Raw genomic sequence first — 25,166 nt, 5'->3', positions numbered from 1 at the left:
CCTTTTTTTTTTACCCGGGGGGACGTGTCCCCCCAAAACACGGGCTGCCCGCCCCCCAGGGGGGGCCGCCCTCCTCTTTTGTCTGTTCCCCGCTTACGGACCTAGGGAATCAGGCGTTCGGCGCGCAGCCGGTCAAAGAGTTCGATGAAGGCATCCTCCGTGCGGCGGTATCCGGTGAAGCCGGCCACCCGGCTCTTGCTCATGTCGGTGAGGACCTCCATTTTCCGGCCGAGGTCAGCGTCGGTGTGCCACCACGTTGCCAGCCGGCCGAGCTCGGGCTCTGCCAGTCCGTCCCGCACTGCCAGCTTGGTCCAGGCCTCGGACATGTCAGCCATCTGCACTTCCAGCGGCTGCGGCTCGGTGTCAAAGCCGGCGGGCTCGACGCCGAACCAGGCCGCCAGACGCGGCCAGAGGGAGCGCCAGCGGAAGACGTCGCCGTTGACCACGTTGAACGCCTCGTTGGCGGTGTGCTCATCGGTGGCGGCCCACACCATGTGCTCGGCGAGAAGGCCGGCGTCGGTCATGTCGGTGACGGAGTTCCACTGGGTTTCGGAGCCGGGGAAGGTGAACGGCAGTCCGAGTTCCCGGCACAGCGTTGCCTGTGCGGCCAGGGTCTGGCCCATGTTCATGGCATTGCCGACGGCGAATCCGATCACCGTGTGGGCCCGGTGCACCGACCAAGCGAAGCCCTGGCGGTCGGCCGCAGCCATCAGTTCGTCTTCCTGCGCGTAGTAGAAGTTGTCCACCGGCAGTCGGGGTTCGTTTTCGGAGAAGGGGGTGTCGGGCATTTCCCCTTCACCGTAGGCCTCGAAGGGACCCATGTAGTGCTTGAGTCCGGTCATCAGGGCCACGTGTTCCACCGGAGCGTGTTCCAGTGCGGTCAGCAGGTTCCGGACCATGGCTGAGTTGACGGCAATATTTTCGACCTCGGTGTCCTGGCGGGACCAGGAGGTGAAGAACACATGCGTCGGCTGCAGGTCGCCCAGCGCTGCGGCGAGGCTCTCCGGCGAGGTCAGGTCAGCTGCCACCGGGACGACGCCGGGGCGCGCCTCCGGCGCGTTGGCCGAGGCTCCCTTCCGCGACAGGGCCAGGACCGTCCAGCCCTGGCTCGCCAGGAGGTCAACGATTGCGGCACCTGCGATTCCGGTGGCACCGGCCACGAGGGCAGTGCGGGCGGAGTGGTCGGCTTGGTGCACGGGGATGGTTCTCAGCATGGTTCTCCTGCAGAAGTGGGGGTAGGCGCGCATGCGGCAAAAGGAATCCTGCCGATGCTGTTGTAGGCGACAACAGGACACCGGCCGCGGAAATTCCTGACGTCCGGCGTCCTTGCCCCTAGGCTGGGCGGATGGCACACATCTACCAAGCAGATCTGCATCCGGGCAAGATGGAACTCATCTCCTCCTGGCTGCCCACCACCGACTGGTTTCCCGGCGCCGGCCCGCTGGCCATCGAGGGGGTGGGCGCCTTCCGTTTTGATGATCCCGACGGCGAAGTCGGCATTGAAACCCATCTCGTGGCCGCCGGGGCGAACGTGCTCCAGGTTCCCCTGACATACCGGGGCGCGCCCCTCGAAGGCGCTGAAGCGTTCCTGATCAGCACCATGGAGCATTCGGTGCTGGGCCGGCGCTGGGTCTATGACGCCTGCGGGGACCCCGCCTACGGACAGGCGCTGGCAGTTTCCATCCTGACCGGGCAGGGGCAGGCGGCCCAGTATTACGAGAAGGACGGCGTCCGGGAACAGATTCCGGAGACCATCACTGTCCGTGCCGGCGGACTGCCCGACGGCGCGGAGTTGGCTGAAGGGCCCCAGCCGGGACCCGCGGACCTGCCCGTCACGCGGATTCGGTCCGGAGACTGGGAGCTCTCCGTCGTGAGGGTGCTTGATCTCGGGGGAGAGGCCGTATCCGATCCCGCCCTGACCGCCGGCTGGAACGGGCAGGACATTCCGGTCCTGCTTGCCTGGGCCCTGCCGGTTGGCTGATCCGCTGTCCGGGCGCTGTCCGGGCGCGCTGTCCGGGGCGGAAGCTCAGCCGAGGAAGGAGTTGATGAACCGGAAGAAGATCGAAGCGGCGGTGGCGACCCAGAGCAGGGAAACAATGACCCAGGCCCACTCCGAGGTGAACTTCACGAGTGCGGCCGGTGCCGGCAGGACACCGCGGGCCAGGTTGCGGACTGTGGTGAAGACAAACAGCGGAATCATGGCAGCCCACACCACGATGCAGTAAATGCACAGCACGTAGATGTCGAACAGTGCCTGGCTCCATAGCCAGACCACGAACACCATGCCCAGGGTGACGCCCGCCTGCAACCCGAGCCAGTACCAGCGCTGGAAGCCGGCGCCGGCCAGCATGGCGACGGCGGTGGTGATCACCACCGCGAATGCCACGATCCCGATGAGGGGATTGGGGAAGCCGAAGATCGAGGCCTGCCAGGTCTGGAACACGGTGCCGCAGGAGACCCAGGGGCTGATGTCGCAGCTGGTGATGTAGTTGGCGTCGGCGTATACGCGCAGCCGTTCCAGAACCAGGATGGAAGAAGCCAGCCAGCCGACGGCGCCGGAGATAAGCAGGATCCAGGCAAAACCGCGCTCCGGCGCCCGCTGTTCGGCGGGCCGGCGGGTAACTTGCTGATTGGCGGTGCTGGAAGGCACTGGGATCTCCTTTGGCGGGTGCTGATATGTGTCGAGTCTATGCGCTGCTGCGGGCCAAAAAGTCGGGTGTGTGAGATAATGACTGTGGCTGATGGCGGAACCACATTCCGCCGCCGGTCCAGCGACAGGCTTCCGGTTCTGTCGGTGATGCTTCCCAAGCAGTTCGCCCATCAATCCGGATGGGAACCAGGGAATCCGCCGATCAGACCTACCCGTAGCGGCAACGTCGTAACGTGCCGACAGGTAGCAGGAAAAGCGCCGCTGGTCTTCGAGTGATACCGCGCCCTACAGCTGGCACGACCTCGGATGACATCCAGACGACTTCCGGCTGGCGGCAGGCAACTGATGCCCCCCGCACAGCCGACACATTGCCCGCTGGGCATTGGAATGTGGCCAGTGCCGCAGGGGCCGGAGCGAAGCATTTTATGAGTGATGCACTGAATAATGACCTAGCAGCCAGTAAAGAACCCGCGGAATCAGCGCCGGAGGCAAACTCCGCGCAGGTTGGAGATTCCAGCGAGATCAAAGCGCCCGCCAAACGGGCCACCCGCAGCCGCCGCAAGTCGGTGGCTGCTTCTGCACCAGCCGAAAGTTCCGCCGGGACCGCCGGCACGACGACGGCCGCGGACACCGCCGATACGACGGCGGCCGCAGAAGCGCCGGCCGCAGAAGCGCCTGCTGCTGACGCCGCCGAAAAGCCGAAGCGCGTGCGGGCCTCCCGCCGCAAGACCGTTCCCGCCGGTTCCGCTGCCTCCGCGGCCGCAGGCACGGCAGCAGGGGAAACCGCCGCTGACGTGTTGTCCCCGGCAGCCGAGGAAGCCCCTGCTGAAGCCCCTGCTGAAGCCCCTGCTGAAGCCCCGGCTTCAGAGAACGAGACCCCTGCCGAAGCGGCACCGGTGAAGGCCGTCCGCCGTCGTCGTGCCCCTGCCAAGAAGGCAGCGGAAGCGCCGGAGGCCGAAACTCCGGAGGCCGCTTCGGTTTCCGAAACCGCAGCTGTTCCGGCCGAAGCGGCCGTCGCTGACGCGCCGGAAGCAGCTGCCGCCCCGGAAGCAGCCGAAACCAAGGCTGCACCGAAGACGCGCACCCGCCGCCGCCCGGCCAAGGCAGCAGCGGAAAAGGCACCGGAGGCATCGGCCCCGGCCGAGAACGCCGCCGCGGACGTCTCCGCAAAGGAAGACACGCCCGCAGCGCCGGCGCCGGTGGCGGAGGAAGCAGAGGAAGCCGAGGAGCTTTCCAGCCTGAACCCCTTTGCCATTCCGGCGCTGCCGCTCTTCCACGCACCGGATCTGACCTCGGTCCGTGCCGTTCCCGTGCCGGAGGCCGGCGAGGACGCCGAAGAGGACGAGGATTCCACCGAAGACGCAAACCGCAGCCGGCGCCGCAGCCGCCGCGGGCGCAACCGCACCCGCAGCGAATCCCCGAATGCGGCCGGCGCGGACTCCGAGCAGGAGGCTGCCCCCGAGGAAGCCGCAGCCGGACCGGACACCGCCGAGGGCGTGACCTCACGCCGTCGCCGCCGTCGCCGCCGCGGCGATGCAGACCTTGAGCTGACCGGCGGAGCCGACGACGATCCGCCCAACACGGTGACCCGCGTCCGTGCGCCGCGTGCGCACGCTGAAGCACCCGTCTCGGACCGCGTCACCAGCGTCAAGGGTTCCACGCGCCTTGAAGCCAAGAAGCAGCGCCGCCGCGAGTCCCGCGAGTCCGGCCGCCGCCGCCATGTCATCACCGAGGCCGAGTTCCTGGCCCGGCGCGAGTCCGTCGACCGGCAGATGATCGTCCGCCAGCGTGACGACAGGATCCAGATCGGTGTGCTGGAAGACGGTGTCCTCGCCGAGCACTTCGTCTCCAACACCCAGCAGGACTCCCTGATTGGCAACGTGTATGTCGGCAAGGTCCAGAACGTGCTGCCGAGCATGGAAGCTGCCTTCGTCGACATTGGACGCGGCCGCAATGCCGTGCTGTATGCCGGTGAGGTCAACTGGGACGCCGCCGGCCTCGACGGCCAGCCGCGCCGCATCGAACTGGCGCTGAAATCCGGCGACTCTGTTCTCGTGCAGGTCACCAAGGATCCGGTGGGCCACAAGGGCGCGCGCCTGACCAGTCAGATCTCGCTGCCGGGACGCTACTTGGTCTACGTTCCGGGCGGTTCCATGACGGGCATCTCCCGCAAGCTGCCCGACGTCGAGCGCAACCGGCTGAAGAAGATCCTCAAGGACCACCTGCCCCAGGATGCCGGCGTGATTGTGCGCACGGCCGCCGAAGGCGCGTCCGAAGAGGAGCTGATGAATGACATCAACCGGCTCCGGGCGCAGTGGGAAACCATTGATGCCAAGGCGAAGTCCACCAAGACCCTGGCGCCTGAGCTTCTCTACGGCGAACCGGACCTGACCATCAAGGTGGTCCGGGACGTCTTCAACGAGGACTTCTCCAAGCTGATCGTTTCGGGCGAAGAGGCCTGGGACACCATTGAGGCCTATGTCACCTACGTGGCGCCCGACCTGGTGGGCCGCCTGGAGAAGTGGACCAAGGACGAAGACATCTTCGCTGAGAGCCGCATCGACGAGCAGATCGCCAAGGCACTGGACCGCAAGGTCTTCCTGCCCTCGGGCGGTTCGCTGGTCATCGACCGCACCGAAGCCATGACGGTGGTGGACGTCAACACCGGCAAGTTCACCGGCAGCGGCGGCAACCTCGAAGAAACCGTCACCAAGAACAACCTTGAGGCAGCCGAGGAAGTTGTCCGCCAGCTGCGGCTGCGCGACATTGGCGGCATCATCGTCATCGACTTCATCGACATGGTCCTTGAAGCCAACCGGGACCTGGTCCTGCGCCGCCTGGTTGAGTGCCTGGGCCGCGACCGGACCAAGCACCAGGTTGCCGAAGTAACGTCCCTGGGCCTGGTCCAGATGACCCGCAAGCGGATGGGCACCGGACTGCTCGAAGTCTTCGGGGAGGAGTGCGAGGCCTGTGCCGGCCGCGGCGTCATCACCCATGAGGTTCCGGTGGAGCACCGCCGCAGCACCAGCCACAACGGCAGCACCGGGAACGGCGTGGTGGCGCATGCGGTGTCTGAGGAGAATCACCAGCAGCACCTGAGGCAGGAAAAGCAGTCCCGCGGCGACCGCAAGCGCAACCGCAGCCGGGGCCAGGGTGCCCCGCAGCAGGCTGTTGCGGCGGCTGCCGAGGAGCCCGCAAAAACCGAGGAAGCGGGCAACGCCGACGCCGAGCGGCAGGCCAAGGCCAAGGCCGAGGCGGCACGTGCGGCGCTGGCGACCATAGCGGCCGCAACGGCTGCCGCCCACGACGCCGTCGAGGCGGGCGAACGGGCTCCCGGCGGTTCCAAGCCGGCATCGGAGGTTTCGGCCGCCGAAGCGCCGTCGGCAGCACCGGCCGCCGAAGATGGTGCAACCGATGCGGGCACCGTGCTGCAGATCCAGGGCGAAACCGTCGTGGTTCCGCGCCGGGACCGCCGCGCGCCGGCGCAGGAGGAGTCCCGCTTCACCCTGGAAAGCCTGACCGAGGCCTTCAACGAGGTGGCCGCAGCCGCCGCACCGGAAGGCCGGAATGCACCGGAAGCCCGGCAGGAGCCGGTTCGGTCCGCCGACGCGCGGAATGAGCCGCAGGCTGCCCGCACGGCACCCCGTCGTTCACGGCGAAGCAGCGCCGCTGCCCGGAACGTGCAGGCAGCACCGCTGCAGGCCGCGCCGGCCCACAGCAGCCCGGAACCGGCCGCGGAAGCCCCGGAAGCCCCGGCAGCCGTCCAGCCGCCGGCTGCCGCACCGGTAGGGTCCGCCGCGCCGGTGGCTGACCGGCAGGCTGCCGCAGCTCCGGTTCGGACGCCGCGCCGCCGCCGTGCCGCCGGCAGCCCGCAGGGAGCAGCGGGAGCGGATGCCATCCAGACCGGCGGTACCGAGCCTGCGGCTGCGCCGGTGGCCGTCCGCCACGCGGCGGCGCCGGCAGCTGCCCAGAAGCAGGAGAAGCGTCGTGAGTCCGCCGGCAGTGCGCCTGTGATCCTGGGCGTCGGCGTCCCGGCTTCGGAGCTCTAACCGGCTCGGAAGCCCGCTCAGCAGTGCTAAAAGAGGAGGCGGCCATCCCCGCAACAGGGGGTGGCCGCCTCCTCTTCTGCCGGGAGGCCACGAAGCCGCCGGAAATGCTATAAAGTAGAGCGAGAGCAGTAACGCCCCGAAAGGGGTGTCCGCCCCGGGAAACCCAGCATTTGCGGGTTGTCGGTTACGTAGCGTAACCTTGAACTTCGGTGCGAACGCCTTCCAACCGTTTATCGGATACAGGGCGTGACTGCATGGCGCAAGGCGGGCACATATCCAGCCCAGCTAAATGCGCATCCAAGTATTAAACGTCGAGAGAAGTGAGTTCCCAAGTGGTGTACGCGATTGTCCGCGCTGGCGGCCGCCAAGAAAAGGTTTCCGTCGGAGACCTCGTAACCCTGGACCGCGTCCCCGGTGGAGCCGGCAGCACCTTTGAGCTGCCCGCCCTGCTATTGGTTGATGGCGACCAGGTCACCTCTTCCGCACAGGACCTGGCTAAGGTCACCGTGACGGCAGAGATCGTTGAGAATTTTCGGGGTCCGAAGATTGTCATCCAGAAGTTCAAGAACAAGACCGGTTACAAGAAGCGTCAGGGCTACCGCTCCTCGCTCACCAAGGTCAAGGTTACGTCCATCAACTCCTGATTCTCGTGCCGGCTCCATCAGGAGCCGGGAACGCGGGAAGCATCCCGCCCCCTGAGTTTCATAATCAGTTAGCAAAGGCAGGCAGTAGAAAATGGCACATAAGAAAGGTGCGAGTTCCACTCGCAACGGTCGCGACTCCAACGCCCAGTACCTCGGCGTAAAGCGTTTCGGCGGCCAGGTTGTCAAGGCAGGCGAAATCATCGTCCGCCAGCGTGGCACCCACTTCCATCCGGGTGAGGGCGTTGGCCGCGGAGGCGACGACACCCTGTTCGCTCTCGAAGCGGGCGCAGTTGAATTCGGCAGCCGTCGCGGCCGCCGCGTCGTGAACATCGTGGCTGCTGCAGCCGCCGAGTAATCACCGGCAAATAGCTTTTCCGACGGGGCGGGCCTTGATGGCCCGCCCCGTCGTCTTTTAAGCCGAGTAGAATCGGCATGAACAAAAAATTCCCTGAAGGAGAACCATGGCCAGCTTTGTAGACCGTGTAGTACTGCATGTTTCGGGCGGTACAGGCGGCCATGGTTGCGTGTCCGTAAAGCGTGAGAAGTTCAAGCCCCTGGGCGGTCCCGACGGCGGCAACGGCGGCGACGGCGGCGACGTCATCCTCCGCGTTGACTCCAGCGCAACCACCCTGCTCGACTACCACCACGTCCCGCACCGCCACGCCACCAACGGCGGCAACGGCATGGGCGACTGGCGCAACGGCAAGACCGGCGAAACGCTGATCCTGCCGGTTCCGGACGGCACCGTGGTCAAGAACAAGGACGGCGAAGTTCTTGCCGACCTCGTCGGCGAAGGAGCCGAGTACATTGCGGCCGCCGGCGGCCAGGGCGGCCTGGGTAACTCCTCGCTGTCATCCCAGAAGCGCAAGGCTCCCGGCTTTGCCCTGCTGGGCGTGCCCGGGGACGAGCGGGACATCGTCCTGGAACTCAAATCCATCGCCGACATTGCCCTGGTGGGCTTCCCGTCCGCCGGCAAGTCCTCGCTGATCGCCGCCATGTCCGCGGCCCGGCCGAAGATCGCCGATTACCCCTTCACCACCCTGATCCCGAACCTGGGCGTGGTGGAAGCCGGCGACGTCCGCTTCACCGTTGCCGACGTTCCGGGCCTCATCGAAGGCGCCTCCGAGGGCAAGGGCCTGGGCCACAACTTCCTGCGCCATGTGGAGCGCTGCGCCGCCCTGGTGCACGTGCTGGACTGCGCCGCCCTGGAGACCGAGCGCGATCCGCTGGGTGACCTCGACATCATTGAAAAAGAGCTCGACAAGTACACCGTTGACATGAGCTTCGCCGGCACTGACGGCGACGTGGTGCCGCTGAACAAGCGGCCGCGCCTGGTGGCCCTGAACAAGGTGGACGTCCCCGACGGCCGTGACATGGCCGAATTTGTCCGCCCGGAGCTGGAGAAGCGCGGCTACCGCGTCTTCGAGGTTTCCGCGTCCAGCCACGAAGGACTGAAGGCCCTGGGATACGCCATGGCCGAGATTGTCCGCGATGCCCGCACCGCAGTGAAGGCCGCACCGCCGCGGGTCAAGACCCCGACGCTGCGCGTCCGCAACGCCGACCACAAGGGCGGCTTCACCATTCGCCGCGAAGAGCGCAACATGGAACCGCTGTTCCGCGTCCTGGGCGACAAGCCGGTGCGCTGGGTTGCCCAGACCGACTTCACCAACGACGAGGCCGTGGGCTACCTGGCCGACCGCCTGGCCAAGCTCGGCATTGAAGACAAGCTCTTCAAGGCCGGTGCCCATGCCGGTGACGCCGTGGTGATCGGTGAGGGCGACGGCGTCGTCTTCGACTGGGAGCCGACCATGATCGGCGGCGCCGAACTGCTGGCCGCTTCGCCGCGCGGCTCGGATATCCGGATCGAAGACTTCTCCCGCCCCACCCGTGAGGAAAAGCGCGAGGACCACCAGAAGCGCCGGGACGCCCGCGCCGCAGCCCGCGCAGAGCTGGAAACGGAACGTCGGGCCGGAATCTGGACTGAATCCGTGAACTATAAGCACAATCCGCCGGCAGCACCCAAAGACGGCGAATAGCGGCTTAACACAACCCGCCCGGGTGCGGGGATACGCATAGGGTGGTGGGGACATGACTGAAAAAAACACAGCATCCCCCCGCCCTGTCCCCGCGCCCAAGCGGGCGCTCCGCTCACGCTCCGGCCTTGCCCGCGCACAGCGGATCGTCGTCAAAGTGGGATCCTCTTCCCTAACCTCAGTGGCCGGAGGCATCTCCGACGAGGCCCTGACCGGCCTGTCGGATGTCCTCGCCGCCCGCCACGCGCAGGGCACCGAAATTATCCTGGTGTCCTCCGGCGCGATTTCCGCCGGCCTGGCACCCCTGGGGCTGTCCAAGCGCCCCACCCAGCTTTCCTCCCAGCAGGCCGCAGCCTCAGTGGGGCAGGGCCTCCTGATGGCCAGGTACACCGAAGCCTTCGGCAAACACGGCGTCACGGTCAGCCAGGTCCTGCTCACCATCGAAGACCTGATGCGCCGCACCCACCACGCCAACGCCCACCGGGCCATGGAGCGGCTGCTGAACTTCGGCGTCGTGCCCATCGTGAACGAAAACGACACGGTGGCCAGCCACGAAATCCGCTTCGGCGACAACGACCGCCTGGCCGCGCTGGTGGCGCACCTGGTGAAGGCCGACGCGCTGATCCTGCTCTCCGACGTCGACGCCCTGTACGACGGTCCGCCCTCGGAGGGCGCCGTCCGCATCCCGGAAGTGACCGGACAGAAGGACCTCGAGGACGTGCGCATCGGCAAGGTGGGCCGGGCCGGCGTGGGCACCGGGGGCATGGCCACCAAGGTCGAGGCCGCCACCATCGCCGCCGAATCCGGCATCCCCGCCCTGGTGACGTCCACGGCGAACGCCGCCGCAGCATTGGCGGGGGAGGACGTGGGAACCTGGTTCACCGGCCGCGGCCGCCGCCAGTCCATGCGCCTGCTGTGGCTGGCGCACGTGGCCCGGCTCCAAGGCACACTCGTGGTCGACGACGGCGCTGCCAGGGCGGTTGCGGACCGCCGCCGCTCACTGCTGCCGGCGGGCATCGTGTCCGTGGAGGGCCATTTCGAGCCCGGGGATCCGGTCGCCGTTGCCGGCACCAACGGAGCTGTCATTGCCCACGGGCTGACCAACTACGGGTCGGACGAACTGCCGCAGATGCTCGGCCGGTCCACCCGTGAGCTGTCCAAGGAACTGGGCCGCGCCTATGAACGGGCAGTGGTGCACGTCAACGACCTGGTGGTCCTGCAGGACGGCGGGCAGGCCTCCGCCGCGTCCGCTGCCGCTGCGGGTTCCTCCGTTGCAACCCCGCAGACCCTCAATACACTGGGAGCATGAGCGCCGTGAAGACATCAGTTACCGACACATCAGCCGCCCCGGCCGACACCGCGGCGGCGGAAGCCGAAGCCGGTGTGCACACCGCCGCCGACCGCGCCCGGACCGCTTCCCGGATCCTGGCCCGCGCCAACCGGGCATGGAAGGACCGCGGACTGCTGGAAATCGGCAGGAACATCGTGGCCAAGCGGGACCTGATCCTGACGGCCAACGCCAAAGACACTGCCGCGGGCCGGGAGAAAGGAACCTCCGCGGCGCTGCTGGACCGCCTCACCCTGACACCGGAACGGATTGACGCGCTGGCAGCAGCGCTGGAAATGCTGGCCGGCCTGCCCGATCCGGTGGGCTCCGTTGCTCGCGGCCAGACCCTGCCCAACGGCCTGCGCCTGCGCCAGGTGCACGTGCCCATGGGCGTGGTGGCAGCCATCTATGAAGCCCGGCCCAACGTCACTGTCGATATTGCCGGTCTCGCCCTGAAAAGCGGCAACGCCGTGCTCCTGCGCGGCGGCAGTGCCGCGGCGCAGACCAATGCCGTCCTGGTGGACATCATCCGGGATTCCCTGGACGCCGTCGGGCTGCCCGCCGACGCCGTGCAGGGGGTGGACGCGTACGGCCGCGCCGGCGCCAACGCGCTGATGAAGGCCCGCGGCAAGGTGGATGTCCTCATTCCGCGCGGCGGCCGGGACCTGATCCAGACAGTGGTGGCCAATGCCGCCGTTCCGGTGATCGAAACAGGCGAAGGCAACGTCCATATCTATCTGGACAGCAGCGCGCCGGTGGAGATGGCGGTGGACATCCTCCTGAATGCCAAGACCCAGCGGCCCAGCGTCTGCAACACGGTGGAAACCCTGCTGGTGCACCGCGACGCGGAGGCCACCGCCGACGTCCTGGCCGCCTTGGCCGCGGCCGGGGTACGCCTGCACGCCGATGAGCGGGTGCTGGCCGCCCTTCCCGCCGGAGTCGAGGCGCAGGCCGCCGGGGACGAGGACTGGGGACGCGAGTACATGGACCTGGACCTGGCCGTGGCGATGGTCGATGACTTGGACGAGGCGCTGGACCACATCCGCCGCTGGACCACCGGGCACACCGAGGCGATCATCACCAACGACCTGGCCAATGCGGAACGCTTCATCGCCGAGATCGACTCGGCAGCCGTCATCGTGAACGCGTCCACCCGGTTTACCGACGGCGGCGAGCTGGGGCTGGGGGCCGAGGTGGGAATCTCCACCCAGAAGATGCACGCCCGCGGCCCCATGGGGCTGCGGGAGCTGACCACCACCAAATGGATCGTTCAGGGTGACGGGCAGATCCGCATCTGAGGCGGCCACGGGGATGGGTCCGCGGCACTCCCGGGTGCGCGGGTTCAGCCCCTCTGCGCTTACGCGTAGACTTGAAGGAAACCACGACTCCGTCAGCCATGCCGGCGGGTTAATAACTCATAGCTCTCTAGGGGAGATCCATGCTGATCCAGCTTTCCAGTGCTGTACTTGCTGCCAGTGAGACGGCCGAGGCACACGTGTCGATTCCGATGCCTCCGATCATGTACGCCGTCATCATCATGGGTGCCCTGCTGGCCCTGATGCTTGCCACCGTCTCCTTCCAGAGCCTGGGCCACCGCCACGAGGCGACGCCGGAGTATGTCGACCCGCAGCGCCAGTTCCCCAATAAGCACGACCACGGCCAGGGCATCGAGGGCTGATTCCTCCGTGGAATCAGGAGAAACCAACTTGTCGGCGGCACAGCCTCAGCCGCACGCCCGGCCGCTGCGCCTGGGCGTGATGGGCGGAACCTTCGACCCCATTCACCACGGCCACCTTGTGGCCGCCAGTGAGGTGGCTTCGGTCTTCGACCTGGACGAGGTGGTTTTCGTGCCGACGGGGGAGCCCTGGCACAAGTCGGCCCGGGAGGTCAGCCCGCCGGAGCACCGTTACCTGATGACGGTGATTGCGACGGCGTCTAACCCCCGGTTCACCGTCAGCCGCGTCGATATTGACCGCCCGGGTCCGACCTACACCATCGACACCCTCCGTGACCTGCGGGCAGCACGTCCGGAAGCGGAACTGTTCTTCATCACCGGCGCCGATGCCATGGCACAGATCCTCTCCTGGAAAGACATTCAGGAGCTGTGGTCGCTGGCCCACTTTGTGGGGGTCACCCGTCCCGGACATGTCCTGGAAAACATGGGCCGCGATGATGTCAGCCTGCTGGAGGTACCGGCCATGGCCATCTCCTCCACTGATTGCCGGGAGCGGGTGGCCGACGGGGAACCGGTCTGGTATCTCGTGCCGGACGGCGTCGTCCAGTACATCGCCAAGCACGGGCTCTATGAAGCTGAACTTCAGCACGCACAGCAGTCCCCAGCCCCCACGCAAGAACCCGTAGCATAACCAAACGAAACCGGATGGGTAGGAAATGACAAACGGTCCAGAGTCCGCAGACGCAGCGCGCCGCAGCCGCCGCGCGGATGACGTGCCGGCGGACGCCGCTGCCGGGCCCCGCGAGCGGGAATCCCAGCAGCGGGCCGGGGACCGCGAGGCCATGAGCGCATACAAGGCTCTGACGGACAAGCAGGCGCGTTCCGACGACGCCGCGAATCCGCCCACCCGCCGCCAGCTGAGGCTCCAGCAGCAGCGTGCCGCCGGCGCCGCGGGCGGAGGCACTGCGCCGGAGGACCCGGCTCCGACCGGCGCTCCTGCGGTGGATGCGCCTCCCGCCAGCCTGCACCCGGTGCGGGAAGGCGGGCGCCGTGACCGGCGTCGTCGTGCGGAGGAAAGTCCGGCCCGCGGCCTCCCCGTCGTTGCCGTGGCAAAGGGCGCTGAAACGGTTGAAGATCCGAATTCCGATGTTGCCGGCATGACCGTCGAACAGGCCCTCGTGGCCCGGGAAACGCTGCACGAGCAGGCCCGCAACCAGGTGGCAGCCATGGAGGCCATCCAGGCAGAGGACCCGCAGGCCGTCGATCTGGAGCTGCTGGCCCAGCAAAAGGCGCTGGCAGAGCGTGCCGCGGTGCTGAACCGGCGCACTCAGAGCATGCAGCGGCTGTCGCCGGAAAACGAGCAGCGCAAGCCCTTGTCCAACGACCCGTCCACCGCGCACAACCTGGCGATGGTCACACCCTTGGAGTTCGACCGGGTACCAGGCACTGACCGCCCTGTCATGCGGCGTCCGCCCACCTCCCATATACCCATCGTCACCTCAAACACCTTGAAGCAAGCCGGCCGTGAGGTCCCCGCACCGGCGCAGGGAACTCCCCGCGCCGGCGACAAACGCTTTGAGGTACGCCGGCCGTCGGGGTCCACCGACGTACGGCCCTCGCGCATCCTGGCCCGGGCGGATGCCCTGGCCATCGCGCCCCTGGATCCTGCCGAGGGCGTCAAGCCCGTCGGTGCACGAAGCGCTTTCGGGCTTGACCCGTTGGACGTAATGACGGCCGGACTCGGCCGTACCCGGCGACTGCGTTTTGTATCGTTGGGAATTGGTGGTCTGGGCGTGATTGCCCTGGCCATCTCAGTAGCAATAATCGTCGGCGGCTAAGGCAGCTGATGTTAAACAAGGAGACACTTTGAGCGCCACCGAATCATCCATCGACATTGCACGGGTGGCCGCCCAGGCAGCGTCCGGCAAGCTGGCAAACGACATCGTTGCCATTGACGTCAGCGAACGCCTCGCCATCACCGACGTGTTCCTGATCGCCTCGGCTTCCAACGAGCGCCAGGTCAACTCCATCGTGGACGGCATCGAGGAGGAGCTGGCGAAGAAGGGCCTCAAGCCGGTCCGCCGCGAAGGCCGCAGCGAGGGCCGTTGGGTCCTGCTCGACTACGCCAATGTTGTGGTGCACGTTCAGCACGAGGAAGACCGCGTCTTCTACGCCCTGGAACGCCTGTGGAAAGATTGCCCGGCAATCGACCTGCAGATCAAAGATGCAGCTCCCGCAACCCCCGACGCCGAGTAGCACCTGCCGCCTGTGACTATGTCCGCTGGCTGGGATCCGGCCCGTACCGGCAAACGTGTTGTCTTCTGGCGGCACGGACGCACGGAGTGGAACCGCGCCGGAAGGTTCCAGGGCCAGCAGGACATCGCCCTGGATCCGTCCGGGGCGCACCAGGCAGTGGCGGCGGCCGCGGTGCTGCGTCATCTGCACCCGGATGTGATTGTCTCCTCGGACCTCAGCCGGGCCCTGGCCACCGGCCGGGCACTGGCGGAGGCCACCGGGAAACCGATCAGCACCGATCCGCGCCTGCGGGAAACCTTTGCCGGGTCATGGGAGGGACTGTATTTCGCTGACATCGCCGCCCGGTTCCCGCAGGAGCAGGCCGGCTGGGCGGCCGGCGACGGCGATGTGCGGGCCGGCGGCGGTGAAAGCCGTGTGGACGTCGGCCGCCGCGTGGCGCAGGCCGTCACGGAGGCCGCCGACGCCATGGAACCCGGCGCCACGCTGGTGGCGGTCAGCCACGGCGGGGCCATCCGGGCCGGAATCTGCGCCCTGCTGGGCCTGCCCACGGAATCGTGGACCGTCATCAGCGGAGTCTCGAATACCCACTGGTCGATCCTCGAAGAGCGCGATGCAGCGGCCGGCGGTGCCCGCTGGAATCTGGCACAGCACAATGTGGGGTTGGACGCCCTCCCCAGCGGCCCGCTGGAAGGATGAGTCCGCTGGAGGGATGGGTCCGGGCCGGGGGCATCCTCCGGCCCGCTCGAATTCCACCCGTGTAGTTCGATTTTGCACTCGGTTATTTCTGTACTAAAGTAGAGGAGTTGCTTCGGCCCGGGGGATACAAAATCCGCCGATTCGGGCATAGTTGAAACAGTTTATTGGGGCTGTGGCGCAGCTGGTAGCGCACCTGCATGGCATGCAGGGGGTCAGGGGTTCGAATCCCCTCAGCTCCACCAATAAGCTCCTGCGCAGGCAGGGTTTATGTTCATCTTTTCCTTCCGGAATTCTTCCGGGAGCACTGATGATGAATGATGGAAAACAACTGAATTGGGGCTGTGGCGCAGCTGGTAGCGCACCTGCATGGCATGCAGGGGGTCAGGGGTTCGAATCCCCTCAGCTCCACCAATGAATTGATGAGAAACACCGGTTCCCCTTGCGGGGGCCGGTGTTTTGCTGTGCCGGCCCGTTCCCCCTAGCCAGCAGCGCTGGCACTGCCTCAGAATGCAGGAATGGCTGAACTGCTCCAACCCCGCCGGCCGGTTCCGATTTGGGTTCGCTGCCGGCCCTGCGCGCGCTGACATGGAAAAGATCTCCGCGGCACTTTTGCTGGCCTTCACCGTGCTTGCGCTGCTCTGGGCAAACCTGCCGTTCGGGGCGACCTACGGCGAGTTCTGGGACACCGCCGTCGATCTGCGGGTGGGCGGGCTGGACCTCGAGATGACCCTTCACGACATCGTGAACGATGCGTTGATGGCGTTCTTCTTTTTCACCGTCGGACTGGAGGTGAAACGGGAGTTCGCGGTCGGTGAGCTGACTGACCGCTCGCGTGCCGTGGTGCCGGTGGCGGCGGCGCTGGCGGGACTGCTGGTGCCAGCGGGGATCTTCCTGGCGCTGAATCCTTCCGGGGAAAACGCGGCGGTGTGGGGTGCGGTGATCTCCACCGACACGGCGTTCCTGGTGGGGGCACTGGCTGTCGTCGGCCCCCGCTTTCCGGGCAGGCTTCGGGTGTTCCTGTTGACCCTGGCCGTGGTGGATGACATCGGCGCGCTGGCAGCCATCGCTGTGTTCTACACCTCCGGATTGGAGCTGCTGCCCCTGCTGACGGCTGTCGTCCTGCTGGTGCTGGTGGCCCTGGTCCGGTTCCTTCCCACCGGCCGCGGCCCCGCTTACACGGTGCTCAGCCTCCTGACGTGGGCCGCCACCTACGCCTCCGGGGTGCACGCCACCCTGGCCGGTGTTGCCATCGCGCTGATGATCCCGGTCTTTCCGCCGCGCCGCCCGCAGGTGGAACGCACCGAAGAGCTGGCCCGGGCGTTCCGGCAGTCGCCGACGCCGGAGTATGCAGCCGCGACTGCCCGGAGCCTGAAGGAGTCCATTTCGATCAACGAACGGCTCCAGGGCACCTACGCCCCGTACGTTTCCTTCCTGATCCTGCCGCTTTTTGCCCTGGCCAACGCCGGCGTGCTGCTGGACGGTGCCACGCTCGCGGCCGCCTGGCAGTCCCGGCTGACCTGGGGAATCATCATCGCGCTGGTGGTCGGCAAAACGCTGGGCATCACTGCTGCCACTGCGCTGCTGCGCCGGACCGGTGCGGGCCAGCTGGCGCCCGGGCTGACTCTGGCCCGGGTGGGCGGGGGAGCGGCCCTGTGCGGCATCGGATTCACCATTTCCCTGTTCATCGTGGATCTCGCCGTCGAGGATGAACGGCTCCAGGCCGAAGCCCGGGTGGGGGTTCTCTCGGCTTCGGTTCTGGCCTTCCTGCTCGCCTGGGCGTGGTTCCGGCTGGTCGACCGGCTGCAACCGGCGTCGACAGTCGGGCGGTTCCTGGTCCGCGGCTTCGACCCGGCCCGCGACCACTTCCGCGGCAATCCGGATGCACCGCTCCAGCTGGTGGAGTACGGGGACTTTGAATGTCCGTTCTGCTCACGGGCCACTGGCTCCATTGACGAGGTGCTGGAGCATTTTGGTCCGCGGCTGGTCTACGTCTGGCGGCACCTGCCGCTGACCCGCGTGCATCCCCATGCCGTGGAGGCGGCACGCGCCAGCGAGGCTGCGGACCGGCAGGGATCCTTCAGGGAGTACGGCCGGCTGTTGTTCCGCCGGCAGGCTCAGCTGGAATCCGACGACCTCATAACCTACGCCCTGGAACTGGGGCTCGACGGCGAATTGTTCCGCAGCGATCTGCAGTCAGGCCCCGTGGCGAACCGGGTCGAAGATGACGCGCTGGACGCGGAATTCATGGACCTGCAGTCGACTCCCACCTTCTTTATCGGTTCCGTGCGGCATTACGGGCCCTATGATGCGCCGTCCCTGATTCGTGCCCTGGAAGGATCTGCGGCACAATGACGGCGCGATGACCGGCCTGAGTTCTTCATCGGGTTGATGATGACCTTGTCGCTTCACCGGAGGACCTCAAGTCCCGCATCGAAGCCGCTGACGAAGCCGTCTGCGTCGAGCTCGGAAAGCTCCTCGACCTAAACCCCTCAGAGCTGGTCCTGGGCGGATGGACATGCCCCAAGTCACCCAATGACCACTGCATTTATGACGACGAGGGGGACGCGAACCATGACTTCTGCCTGATCTGCGGCGGCCCGAGCGAACGTCAATAGGCGGGACGTAAGTTGGTACTGTTCAGCAGGAACGAGAGATGGGGGAGCAGTCATGGGCCTTGACGACCTGATGTCAGATGGTGATGCCCGGGAGCGCGAACGGGAACAACGCATTCAGGATGACTGGGATCGCCAGGAAGCCAAAAGGCGCGTTGAGGCAGAGCGTGAAGAGTTCCGTAAGCGGGAGGAAGCACGCTCGAACCCCCATCTGGCGCTGAAGCATCTTGAAGAAGTCCGTACGGCAGCGGCGGCAGAGGATGCAGTCGCAAGAGCTGAAGCGTCGAGGATTAACGGACAGGTCCTGCATCTGCTAGACGTCGAATCCAGGTTTGTCCGGCGCCGGGATCACTTCCTGACGGCGGGGGAGGCGAATCCTGCAGAGTCACGTCAGGTTGCCGAGCTGGCCGGCACCGCAGAGCGCCTGCGGCAAGGGGTCGAGGCCATCCGCAAGAGGTTGGCGCCCTCCGAAGAAAGAGTCTCGGCCCAGGCAAAGAAGACCTCCGGCAATCTGGCCCGCATCGACAAGGCCATAACCCGGCTGAACGACGCCATGAAGTCCCTGGAACTGGTGAAGCTGGAGCAGGCCAACCAGGAGCGCATCAAGTCAGTTGAGCGGGCGAGCTTTGAACGGCTCGCCCAGCTTGGCGGGGCCTACGGCATCCAGCCGGCAACGGAAGTGACGGCCGCAAGCACCCAAGTGGACGTTGACTATCGTGTCCGTGAAGTTACTCGCCTGGCCTACGAGGCCGAAGCACTTGTTGAGCTGCAGAGGGAGCGCCTTTCATGAACGAGGTCAGTGTCTGGTGGAAGGTCTACGTTTTCAAGGTGAACGAGAACCGGATCCTTCTGAACAAGCTGGTGCGAGAGTTGCATCCCGAAGCCCCTGAAATCTTGCTTGAGCACGTCAATGCCCTTATCGGCAGCAAGGGGAAGGCGACAGTGACGGGCGGCGGCGCGGAGCTCATTTTGACCCGTGGCGAGACAAAGCACGAGGGCGGCATGCACCACCAGATTTTTGTGAGCTTCCCACTGGGAGACTACGGGCTGGCGGAGTTTGATCGAATCTCTGCAAGCCTGACCCACAGCACGCCGGTGGCCGCAGCGATCGAGCTTATCAAACGCGAAGAGGCCCTGCTTCCGCCGCTGCGTGCATCACTTCCTTTGGAGTCTGGCGCGCCACAGGGTGCCGTACACGCCCGCATTCAGCCGCCGATGAAGCAGCCCAACGAGAGGCCGAGGACGTTCAGGCAGGCCTTTATGGACGGCTGGAACGGAACGAGTGACTCCTCGTAGTCAGGTCTCGTATTCTCCACCCGGGGAGGGATAGTGCTTTCGCCGCACGCATGGATATGGAAAACACCTCATCTCCGGCCACAAATACCATCATTGTCACCACCACGGTCGTGCCGCCTGCAGCGCAGCCTCCGAGACAGACCTCGAATAAGCGGGCGTCAGCGGCCGGTGGCCGGGCCGCGCGGAACCGCGCCGCGGAGCACCCCGGCGACAAGGAGTCCCTGCCCGGCGCAGTAGGTCAGCATGACGAGGGGATTGGACCACTCCGGCATTGCGTCGGGCATGAAAATGCGCAGGGCCAGGACTGTGTCGGATGCAAGGAACAGCAGCCCGCCGACCGCCACCATTGGACGGCACCGCGCTGCCGTTGCCGCGGTCCCGGCGAGCACCAGACCGTAGGCGGCCACGGCGAGAGTCAATCCGCCCAGCGTCGGCCACAGCACCAGCAGCATCAGCAGCCACCACGCCGCATAGGCCAGGCTCCACCCGGGAAACGGACCGACAGGGGTGTATCGGCCCAGCAGCCAGATGTAGCAGAGATGCGCGAGGCCAAACGAACCGAGCATGACCGGCAGCTCCGGGGCGAAGGGGAAGAACGTGCCGGCACCGTCGCCCAGCCAGGAAAAGAGCAGGGCCGCAAGCAGCAACAGAGCAGGCGTGCCCCGCAGGAAGCCGCGGCCGCCCCACAATGCAGCGGCGGCCAGCAGGGGCATCAGCGCAAGCTTGGTCGGCTCCGCGATCTCATCGGCACCGAGGGCACGGGCGCTGATGTGGACCGCCGAAACCGCGGCAAACGGAAGGAAACTCAAATACCGGTAACGGGGAAGAGCACGGGGCAGGGCAGCGGTCTGGTCACGGGCGGGCGGAGTCACGGTATTCCTTCGAGTTGATGGGAGCCCAATCTATCGATTGACGGCCCAACAGCGCAGTGCGGCGCGCCCTGCCGTTACGCCAGCACCCTGTCCAAATAGTCGTTGCTGAAGATCCGGTCCGGGTCCAGCCGGTCCCGCACCGAGAGGAAGTCCGCGAACGGGCGGGCCGCTGAGGTCAAGGGCAGCGGCTGGCTGCGTGCCGCGTGAACGGGTCATCGCCGGTCCTTCGTCTAGGTGCTTCCCGCCGGTTTTCCGGATGCCGGGACATGCACCGGATAGTAGCTTCTTTTGCCGCAGATCAGCCGCAGATCACGTGGAAGCACGTCGGTGGGAGAGCCGGAGCCCTGGCATGCGGGAGGGCTGTCACATGGTTTTTCCAGACAACCGGGTTAGGCTGGGGTATCTGCAGAGCAGCATTGCTCGTATACCGTCGGCTGGGAAGTCGAAGAAACCCCCGAGGGCCGCATGAGCACAACTGCACAACCAGCTGCACCGAAGACCCGCACCAATTCCGTCGTCAGCACCTATTCAGGGCTGCTGAAGGCTGTTCGTGAGGAAGGGCTGCTGAAGCGGCGCCGCTCCTTCTACATCACGACGTTTGTTTTTCTCTGTGCCGGCCTTGTTGCCGCCGGAACCGGGTTCTTCCTTATTGGCGAGAGCTGGTTCCAACTGCTGATCGCCGCTGCGCTGGGCGTGCTGCTGACACAGATGGCGTTCATTGCCCATGAGGCCGCGCACCGCCAGGTGTTCGAGTCCGGACCCGCGAACGACCGCGCCGGACGCTTCGTGGCCAACGCCGTCGTCGGCATCAGCTACCAGTGGTGGATGAACAAGCACAGCCGGCACCACGCCAACCCCAACACGGTGGGCAAGGATCCGGACATCGACATGGACACCATCTCGTTCCTGCCGGAGCAGGCCGCACGGCAAAAGGGCTTCATGGCTTGGTTTGCCCGCCGCCAGGGCTGGCTGTTCTTCCCGCTGCTGACGCTCGAGGGGATCAACCTGCACGCCACGTCCATCAAGCACCTGTTCGCCAACAAGCAGGTCAAGGGCCGCTTCACCGAGCTGTCCATGGTGTTCCTGCGCCTGGGCCTGTACGTCGCAGCGGTGTTCTTCTTCCTGCCGGTCGGAATGGCCTTCGCCTTCATCGGCGTCCAGCTCGCCGTCTTCGGCGTGTACATGGGTGCTTCCTTCGCCCCGAACCACAAGGGCATGCCGATCATCCCCAAGGACTCCAAGGTGGACTTCCTCTCCCGCCAGGTCCTGACCTCGCGGAACATCAAGGGCACAGGCATGAACACGCTCATGGGAGGACTCAACTACCAGATTGAGCACCATTTGTTCCCGAATATGCCCCGGCCGCACCTGGCCCGCGCCTCGGAGATCGTCAAGGACTACTGTGCCGAGCACAAGATTCCCTACACGGAAACCACGCTGACGCAGTCCTACGGCATTGTGGTCCGTTACCTCAACGAGGTTGGCCTCTCGGCCCGGGATCCGTTCGACTGCCCCATGACTGCCCAGCGCCGCCTGTAAGCAGTACCGCCTGTAAGCAGCACCGCCGCAAGAAGCCGGCAGCACCGTTCCGACGGTGCTGCCGGCTTTTTGCTGTCCCGGCGGGTGTATCTGACACACTGGAGACATGTTGCCGACACCTTCAGACTCACCGTCCGCCCAGACCCGACCCGTCAAGGAACAGGCCAGCCACATCGGCATGCGGCTTGAAGATTCCCTGCACACGTACCGGGAGGGCCGGGCCCGGAAACGCGGTGAAGTGCAGACCATGCTGCCCTTCACCGGCTACGGCACCACTGAATGGGTCCGGGTGCTGGGCCGGGTGATCCTCGCAAAGCCCGGCCAGGCCGTGTCCGGTGGGAACTCCGCCGGCGCCCAGGTCATCCGGGACGGCATCCGCGGGTGGCGCAACTTCATGAGCCCGCCCATCAACAGTGCAAAAGTGACCGTGGAGATTGGTGACGACAGCTATTCGGTGACGGCGGACCGCGGCGGTGTTGTCGACGTGGTCATCCCCGCGCAGCTGGCTCCCGGCTGGACTTCCGTCACGCTCCGCTCGGAAGACTCCGAGGCCGCCGTCGCTCCCGTGTACATCGTGGATCCCGCTGCTACCGTGGGGGTGGTCTCAGACATAGACGACACCGTCATGGTGACCGCGCTGCCGCGTCCCTTCCTGGCCGCTTGGAACACCTTCGTGCTGGATGAGCATGCCCGGACGCCGACACCCGGCATGGCCGTGATGATGGACCGCCTGGCCCGGGAGAATCCCGGCAGCCCCGTCCTGTACCTGTCCACCGGCGCCTGGAACGTGGCGGCGACGCTGACCCGCTTCATCACCCGCAACCTCTATCCGGCCGGGCCGCTGCTGCTGACTGACTGGGGGCCCACCCGGGACCGCTGGTTCCGCAGCGGCCCCGAGCACAAGAAGACGCAGCTGGAGCGCCTGGCGAAGGAATTTCCGCACATCAAGTGGCTGCTGATCGGCGACAACGGGCAGCACGACGAAGCCATCTACGCGGCCTTCGCCAAGCAGCATCCGGAAAACGTGCGGGCCGTCGCCATCCGGCAGCTCTCGGCCGGTGAGGCCGTCCTCGCCGGCGGCCGCTCCACTTCACGGGCGGGGGAGGCGCCGTCGGACATTCCGTGGATCTATGCGCCCGACGGCGCGGGGATGGCGCGGCAGCTTACGGAACTGGGCATTCTGCCCGCCGCCGGCTAGTTACTGGTGCTCCTCTTCCGCCCGGATCGTGCGCAGGATCCGGCGCATGCTCATGGCTAGCGAAGCGGTCACGTCCACCGGGCTGTCCGGGGAAGCGGCAGTGTTCATCTCGATCTGCAGCCGCCGGACGGCGTCCCGCGCCTGAGTGTGTTCCTCGCTGTCCGCATCCCAGGTTTCCACCGCCTCTCCGCAGGCCGTCATGGCCTCGGAGAGCGGTTCTGCCAGCTCGGCCGGAACCGGCATGTCTTCCGGACTGGTCCAGATGGCGGTGGCGAGGACCTCGGTCATGTCCTCCACATACAGCGTCACCCGTTCCATGGCCCGCAGGGCCTCGTAATCCGCGCTGAGGTCGCGCCCGTGGCGGCGGCGGCGGGGATTGCCGCGGTGGCTGGTCTCGGCCAGCTGGACCGACTCCCGCACCTCCTTGCTGAATGCGATGAGCTCGGTCCGGCGGTTGGACCATGCCTCGTGCTCGGGCGGCCAGGTTTCGGAGATGGCGGCGCCCATCTCCTTGAGCTGGCGGGCCAGGGACAGCCGCAGGGACTTCAAGCCGTTGACTGCGCCGCTGAGGTGCAGCGGAGGGAAGATGGCGGCGTTCACGGTCAGTCCCACCGCCACTCCCACAAGCATTTGCACCGCGTAGCCCGTGGAATAACCGTCCGGGTCGTCTCCGCCCATCACCAGCACAAAGAGGGCCGCCATGGGCAGGTACTCCCGCCCCGCACCGAGCTTGGGGATGCCTGCAAGCAGCACGCCCACCCCAACAATCAGCGCAATGGTCCACACCGAGGGGCCGCCGAACAGCAGGGCGATGAGGGCCAGTGCCATTCCGACCACCAGCCCGACCAGGGTCTGGAACCCGGCCTTCGCCGAGCCGAACACCGTCGGATACATGCTGACCAGCGCACCCAGCGGTGCGTAATACGGATACTGGGCAGCGACGCCGGGCACGAGGGGGGCCAGCGTCCACGCGATACCGACGGCCAGGGCAGCTTTGACGGCCAACTGAATGCGCGTGTAGTGCAGCATGCCCCTGACCTGGCCGGCGACGGACGACAGGGACGGGCGCAGCAGCCTTCCGGTCTTGCGAAAGAGATTATCCGTCGTAGTAGGCATCATCCCAGTATTACCGCAGCGTGCGGCCGGACGCGATTATGGTAGCCACGGTCACACCGCCGCCGCGGTGCCGCAGCGGCCGGCACAGGGAGCCGCCGGCTCAGGGGACGGCAGCGGTCCGGGGCGCGATGCTCTGGGTCCGCAAAACCTCGGCCAGCTGGTCGAGGAAGAGCCGGACCTGCGGGTTCTCCCGTTCGTTGATGACCAGGGCGAAAATGCTGCGGGCCAACCGGATCTCCGGCACATCCAGGAGGACGACGCCGTCGTGCCGGTTGAGCATGGCCAATTCCGGAACCAGCGCGGCCCCGACACCGGCGGAGGCCATTTCCAGGCTCGCATTGAAGTCGTCACAGTACGCAGCAACCCGGGGGTGGAGGTTGCAGCCGGCGAACAGCCGTTCGATGACCAGCGCATCCGGAGTGCCCGGGTGGTGCATGATCCAGGGCATGTCCGAGAGCTGTTCGGCGGAAATCCGCGATGCCTCCCGGATGCCCCAGGATCGGGGGAGGACAACCCGGAAGTCGTCGTCGCCCAGCCATTGGCGGCTGATCGTGGACGGCCAGGCCAGTCCGCCCTGTCCCACCTGGTAGATAAGGGCGACGTCGAGCTCACCGCCGGTGCGCAGTCCCTGGATGGTCTGGCCCGGTTCCGCGACGGAGATCTTCAGATTGATGCCCAGGTCCTGCCAGCCCGGGGAGCCGACCAGCCGGGGGAGGGCGAAGGTGGCCAAGCTGGGAAAGATGCCCAGGCGCAGCTCCTGGCTGGTGCCGGCCTCAACCCGGGCGGTGGCCGCCATCAGGGCGTCCATGTCGGTGAGGACCTTGGCGGCGTGCCGGGCCATGACGACGGCGGCTTCCGTGGGCGCGGCTGTGCGGGCGGAGCGTTCAAACAGATGGGCGCCGGTGGCCCGCTCCAGGGCTGACATCTGCTGGGAGACCGCCGAAGCCGTGTAGCCCAGCCGGAGGGCCGCGGCCGCGAAGGAGCCTGCCCGGATGACCTCCAGGAGGGTCTTGAGGTGGATCGGGTTTATCACTGGTGCCGCCTTCCGCGGCGGATTCATATTCCGCCGTCGACCACTTTATCCGGTTGTGCTCCGGAGGCGGTTTGGAGGACGGCGGCGGGCGGGCCGCGGGTCTGCGCGGACCCGATGCGCAGCCGGCGGCGGCGACACGCCCAGCATTCGCGACACGCCTCCGAAATTGT

Annotated in this window: 23 protein-coding genes and 2 tRNA genes; 19 read left to right on the top strand and 6 right to left on the bottom strand. The window is 66.5% G+C overall.

The window, feature by feature from the left end:
- Positions 1 to 101: 101 nt before the first annotated feature.
- Complete coding sequence (locus QNO00_RS02780; RefSeq protein ID WP_284023539.1) at positions 102 to 1,214, bottom strand: SDR family oxidoreductase; 1,113 nt, start codon at positions 1,212 to 1,214, stop codon at positions 102 to 104.
- A gap of 131 nt (positions 1,215 to 1,345) precedes the next feature.
- Between QNO00_RS02780 and QNO00_RS02775 the strand changes: the two genes are divergently transcribed.
- Entirely contained in the window at positions 1,346 to 1,981 is a 636-nt protein-coding gene (locus QNO00_RS02775; RefSeq protein WP_284023538.1) for a CG0192-related protein, read from the top strand.
- 45 nt (positions 1,982 to 2,026) lie between these two features.
- Here QNO00_RS02775 and QNO00_RS02770 read toward each other — a convergent pair whose 3' ends face one another.
- Complete coding sequence (locus tag QNO00_RS02770; RefSeq protein WP_284023537.1) at positions 2,027 to 2,650, bottom strand: vitamin K epoxide reductase family protein; 624 nt, start codon at positions 2,648 to 2,650, stop codon at positions 2,027 to 2,029.
- 425 nt (positions 2,651 to 3,075) lie between these two features.
- Here QNO00_RS02770 and QNO00_RS02765 point away from each other — a divergent pair, with 425 nt between their 5' ends.
- From QNO00_RS02765 to QNO00_RS02690, 16 genes are all read left to right on the top strand, one after another.
- Positions 3,076 to 6,699 carry an Rne/Rng family ribonuclease gene (locus QNO00_RS02765; protein WP_284023536.1) on the top strand — a complete coding sequence of 1,208 codons (3,624 nt, stop codon included), beginning with the start codon at positions 3,076 to 3,078 and terminating at the stop codon, positions 6,697 to 6,699.
- A gap of 332 nt (positions 6,700 to 7,031) precedes the next feature.
- Positions 7,032 to 7,343, top strand: coding sequence for a 50S ribosomal protein L21 (rplU, locus tag QNO00_RS02760; RefSeq protein WP_104053917.1), 312 nt, complete (start codon positions 7,032 to 7,034; stop codon positions 7,341 to 7,343).
- A gap of 91 nt (positions 7,344 to 7,434) precedes the next feature.
- Positions 7,435 to 7,698, top strand: a complete 264-nt coding sequence (gene rpmA / locus QNO00_RS02755) for a 50S ribosomal protein L27 (RefSeq protein ID WP_104053918.1) — start codon at positions 7,435 to 7,437, stop codon at positions 7,696 to 7,698.
- 106 nt (positions 7,699 to 7,804) lie between these two features.
- Positions 7,805 to 9,379, top strand: a complete 1,575-nt coding sequence (gene obgE, locus QNO00_RS02750; RefSeq protein ID WP_229965428.1) for a GTPase ObgE — start codon at positions 7,805 to 7,807, stop codon at positions 9,377 to 9,379.
- A 52-nt stretch (positions 9,380 to 9,431) separates the two neighbouring features.
- Positions 9,432 to 10,685 (top strand): glutamate 5-kinase, encoded by a 1,254-nt coding sequence (gene proB / locus QNO00_RS02745; RefSeq protein ID WP_229965429.1) that lies wholly within the window; start codon positions 9,432 to 9,434, stop codon positions 10,683 to 10,685.
- Positions 10,682 to 12,001: a glutamate-5-semialdehyde dehydrogenase gene (locus tag QNO00_RS02740; RefSeq protein ID WP_229965430.1), complete on the top strand. Its 1,320-nt coding sequence runs from the start codon at positions 10,682 to 10,684 to the stop codon at positions 11,999 to 12,001. Before proB ends, QNO00_RS02740 begins: the two co-directional genes overlap by 4 nt.
- 140 nt (positions 12,002 to 12,141) lie before the next feature.
- The gene (locus QNO00_RS02735; RefSeq protein WP_229965431.1) at positions 12,142 to 12,381 is read left to right on the top strand and encodes a hypothetical protein; all 240 of its coding nucleotides are present in this window, start codon (positions 12,142 to 12,144) and stop codon (positions 12,379 to 12,381) included.
- 28 nt (positions 12,382 to 12,409) lie between these two features.
- Complete coding sequence (gene nadD / locus QNO00_RS02730) at positions 12,410 to 13,069, top strand: nicotinate-nucleotide adenylyltransferase (protein ID WP_284023534.1); 660 nt, start codon at positions 12,410 to 12,412, stop codon at positions 13,067 to 13,069.
- Positions 13,070 to 13,094: 25 nt separating this feature from the next.
- Positions 13,095 to 14,216: a hypothetical protein gene (locus tag QNO00_RS02725; protein ID WP_284023533.1), complete on the top strand. Its 1,122-nt coding sequence runs from the start codon at positions 13,095 to 13,097 to the stop codon at positions 14,214 to 14,216.
- Positions 14,217 to 14,244: 28 nt separating this feature from the next.
- Positions 14,245 to 14,634, top strand: coding sequence for a ribosome silencing factor (rsfS, locus tag QNO00_RS02720; RefSeq protein WP_229965433.1), 390 nt, complete (start codon positions 14,245 to 14,247; stop codon positions 14,632 to 14,634).
- Between the two features lie 18 nt (positions 14,635 to 14,652).
- Positions 14,653 to 15,330: a histidine phosphatase family protein gene (locus QNO00_RS02715; protein ID WP_229965775.1), complete on the top strand. Its 678-nt coding sequence runs from the start codon at positions 14,653 to 14,655 to the stop codon at positions 15,328 to 15,330.
- Between the two features lie 166 nt (positions 15,331 to 15,496).
- Positions 15,497 to 15,572, top strand: a tRNA-Ala gene (locus QNO00_RS02710).
- Between the two features lie 93 nt (positions 15,573 to 15,665).
- Positions 15,666 to 15,741 (top strand) — tRNA-Ala (locus QNO00_RS02705).
- A 174-nt stretch (positions 15,742 to 15,915) separates the two neighbouring features.
- Positions 15,916 to 17,682, top strand: a complete 1,767-nt coding sequence (nhaA, locus tag QNO00_RS02700; protein WP_284023532.1) for a Na+/H+ antiporter NhaA — start codon at positions 15,916 to 15,918, stop codon at positions 17,680 to 17,682.
- A 315-nt stretch (positions 17,683 to 17,997) separates the two neighbouring features.
- A complete protein-coding gene (locus QNO00_RS02695; protein ID WP_284023531.1) occupies positions 17,998 to 18,732 on the top strand; it encodes a hypothetical protein in 735 nt (244 codons plus the stop codon).
- Positions 18,729 to 19,238 carry a hypothetical protein gene (locus tag QNO00_RS02690; RefSeq protein ID WP_284023530.1) on the top strand — a complete coding sequence of 170 codons (510 nt, stop codon included), beginning with the start codon at positions 18,729 to 18,731 and terminating at the stop codon, positions 19,236 to 19,238. Before QNO00_RS02695 ends, QNO00_RS02690 begins: the two co-directional genes overlap by 4 nt.
- A 158-nt stretch (positions 19,239 to 19,396) precedes the next feature.
- Here the strand turns inward: QNO00_RS02690 and QNO00_RS02685 are convergent, their stop codons facing one another.
- Both QNO00_RS02685 and QNO00_RS17290 read right to left on the bottom strand, forming a co-directional pair.
- A complete protein-coding gene (locus tag QNO00_RS02685) occupies positions 19,397 to 20,110 on the bottom strand; it encodes a lysoplasmalogenase family protein (protein WP_284023529.1) in 714 nt (237 codons plus the stop codon).
- A gap of 74 nt (positions 20,111 to 20,184) precedes the next feature.
- Complete coding sequence (locus QNO00_RS17290) at positions 20,185 to 20,289, bottom strand: D-arabinono-1,4-lactone oxidase (RefSeq protein ID WP_349643463.1); 105 nt, start codon at positions 20,287 to 20,289, stop codon at positions 20,185 to 20,187.
- 286 nt (positions 20,290 to 20,575) lie between these two features.
- Between QNO00_RS17290 and QNO00_RS02680 the strand changes: the two genes are divergently transcribed.
- The gene (locus QNO00_RS02680) at positions 20,576 to 21,649 is read left to right on the top strand and encodes a fatty acid desaturase family protein (protein WP_229965438.1); all 1,074 of its coding nucleotides are present in this window, start codon (positions 20,576 to 20,578) and stop codon (positions 21,647 to 21,649) included.
- A gap of 106 nt (positions 21,650 to 21,755) precedes the next feature.
- Positions 21,756 to 22,847: an App1 family protein phosphatidate phosphatase gene (locus tag QNO00_RS02675; RefSeq protein ID WP_229965439.1), complete on the top strand. Its 1,092-nt coding sequence runs from the start codon at positions 21,756 to 21,758 to the stop codon at positions 22,845 to 22,847.
- On the opposite strand, the gene QNO00_RS02670 is transcribed toward QNO00_RS02675, so the two are convergent.
- Both QNO00_RS02670 and QNO00_RS02665 read right to left on the bottom strand, forming a co-directional pair.
- The gene (locus tag QNO00_RS02670) at positions 22,848 to 23,963 is read right to left on the bottom strand and encodes an FUSC family protein (protein WP_284023528.1); all 1,116 of its coding nucleotides are present in this window, start codon (positions 23,961 to 23,963) and stop codon (positions 22,848 to 22,850) included. It lies immediately after the preceding gene.
- Positions 23,964 to 24,063: 100 nt separating this feature from the next.
- Positions 24,064 to 24,996 carry a LysR family transcriptional regulator gene (locus QNO00_RS02665; RefSeq protein WP_284023527.1) on the bottom strand — a complete coding sequence of 311 codons (933 nt, stop codon included), beginning with the start codon at positions 24,994 to 24,996 and terminating at the stop codon, positions 24,064 to 24,066.
- Positions 24,997 to 25,166 lie beyond the last annotated feature (170 nt).

This window comes from Arthrobacter sp. zg-Y1219, from assembly GCF_030125545.1.
In the GTDB taxonomy this organism is placed as follows: Bacteria; Actinomycetota; Actinomycetes; order Actinomycetales; family Micrococcaceae; genus Arthrobacter_B.
This window is presented reverse-complemented; position numbering and strand designations above follow the sequence as displayed.

Coding starts and splice junctions, on each gene's coding strand:
- QNO00_RS02780 (WP_284023539.1), bottom strand. CDS start 1,214: ATGCTGAGAACCATCCCCGTGCACCAAGCCGACCACTCCGCCCGCACT.
- QNO00_RS02775 (WP_284023538.1), top strand. CDS start 1,346: ATGGCACACATCTACCAAGCAGATCTGCATCCGGGCAAGATGGAACTC.
- QNO00_RS02765 (WP_284023536.1), top strand. CDS start 3,076: ATGAGTGATGCACTGAATAATGACCTAGCAGCCAGTAAAGAACCCGCG.
- rpmA (WP_104053918.1), top strand. CDS start 7,435: ATGGCACATAAGAAAGGTGCGAGTTCCACTCGCAACGGTCGCGACTCC.
- obgE (WP_229965428.1), top strand. CDS start 7,805: ATGGCCAGCTTTGTAGACCGTGTAGTACTGCATGTTTCGGGCGGTACA.
- proB (WP_229965429.1), top strand. CDS start 9,432: ATGACTGAAAAAAACACAGCATCCCCCCGCCCTGTCCCCGCGCCCAAG.
- QNO00_RS02740 (WP_229965430.1), top strand. CDS start 10,682: ATGAGCGCCGTGAAGACATCAGTTACCGACACATCAGCCGCCCCGGCC.
- QNO00_RS02735 (WP_229965431.1), top strand. CDS start 12,142: ATGCTGATCCAGCTTTCCAGTGCTGTACTTGCTGCCAGTGAGACGGCC.
- QNO00_RS02725 (WP_284023533.1), top strand. CDS start 13,095: ATGACAAACGGTCCAGAGTCCGCAGACGCAGCGCGCCGCAGCCGCCGC.
- QNO00_RS02715 (WP_229965775.1), top strand. CDS start 14,653: ATGTCCGCTGGCTGGGATCCGGCCCGTACCGGCAAACGTGTTGTCTTC.
- nhaA (WP_284023532.1), top strand. CDS start 15,916: ATGGAAAAGATCTCCGCGGCACTTTTGCTGGCCTTCACCGTGCTTGCG.
- QNO00_RS02695 (WP_284023531.1), top strand. CDS start 17,998: ATGGGCCTTGACGACCTGATGTCAGATGGTGATGCCCGGGAGCGCGAA.
- QNO00_RS02690 (WP_284023530.1), top strand. CDS start 18,729: ATGAACGAGGTCAGTGTCTGGTGGAAGGTCTACGTTTTCAAGGTGAAC.
- QNO00_RS02680 (WP_229965438.1), top strand. CDS start 20,576: ATGAGCACAACTGCACAACCAGCTGCACCGAAGACCCGCACCAATTCC.
- QNO00_RS02675 (WP_229965439.1), top strand. CDS start 21,756: ATGTTGCCGACACCTTCAGACTCACCGTCCGCCCAGACCCGACCCGTC.
- QNO00_RS02670 (WP_284023528.1), bottom strand. CDS start 23,963: ATGCCTACTACGACGGATAATCTCTTTCGCAAGACCGGAAGGCTGCTG.